The organism is Arthrobacter sp. JCM 19049, from assembly GCF_001310435.1.
This window is the reverse complement of record NZ_BAXF01000871.1, coordinates 1-635: the sequence shown is the minus strand read 5'-3', so window position 1 is coordinate 635 and position 635 is coordinate 1. Positions and strand designations below refer to the sequence as shown.

Sequence of the window (635 nt, the reverse complement as noted above, 5' to 3'; positions counted from 1 at the left end):
GGACCTGCTGGTCCGTGGTGGCCTGGTTCAGCCAGGCGATCGCCTCGGTGTTCGCCTCGGCCAGCCGGGCCACGGTCTGCGGGTGGGCGTCAATGAATTCGGTCCGGGCCACCAGCACCGTAGTGGGGAAGCGTCCCTGCGGCCACAGGCTGGCTTCATCCACCAACCGGCGGGCCCCGTACCGTTCGACCAGCAGTGAGGCGTAGGGTTCGGGCAGCCAGGCCCCGTCGATGGCGCCGCGGGCGAACAGCTGGGCGACCGTGCCGTTGGAGGTGGGGGTGATGCTCACGGCGTCGGACAGCTGGTGCTCGGCCAGGAAGTGGCGCAGCGCCACGTCCTGGGTGCCGCCGTATTGCGGGGTGGCCAGCTGCCTTCCGGCCAGTTCGGGCACCGTGGTGATCGTGGGGTCCACCACCAGGCTGGCTCCGGATTCGGTGGCCCCGGCAATGATGCGCAGCGACTTTCCGCCGCTGGACAGGTAGCTGTTCAGGGCCGGGCTGGGCCCCAGGTAGGCGGCATCCAGCGCCCCGGAGTTCAGTGCTCGATGGCGGCCGGTCCTGCGCTGAAGACCTGGGGCACCAGTTCGGTGCCCTGTGGCTGCAGCGCCTGCCCCAGCAGTCCCCGGGATTCGGCGA

Annotated in this window: 1 protein-coding gene; it reads right to left on the bottom strand. The window is 70.7% G+C overall.

What is annotated here, in order from left to right; genetic code table 11:
- On the bottom strand, nt 1-490 hold a 490-nt coding region (locus JCM19049_RS16835), incomplete at its 3' end, for an ABC transporter substrate-binding protein (protein ID WP_279403488.1).
- Nucleotides 491-635 lie beyond the last annotated feature (145 nt).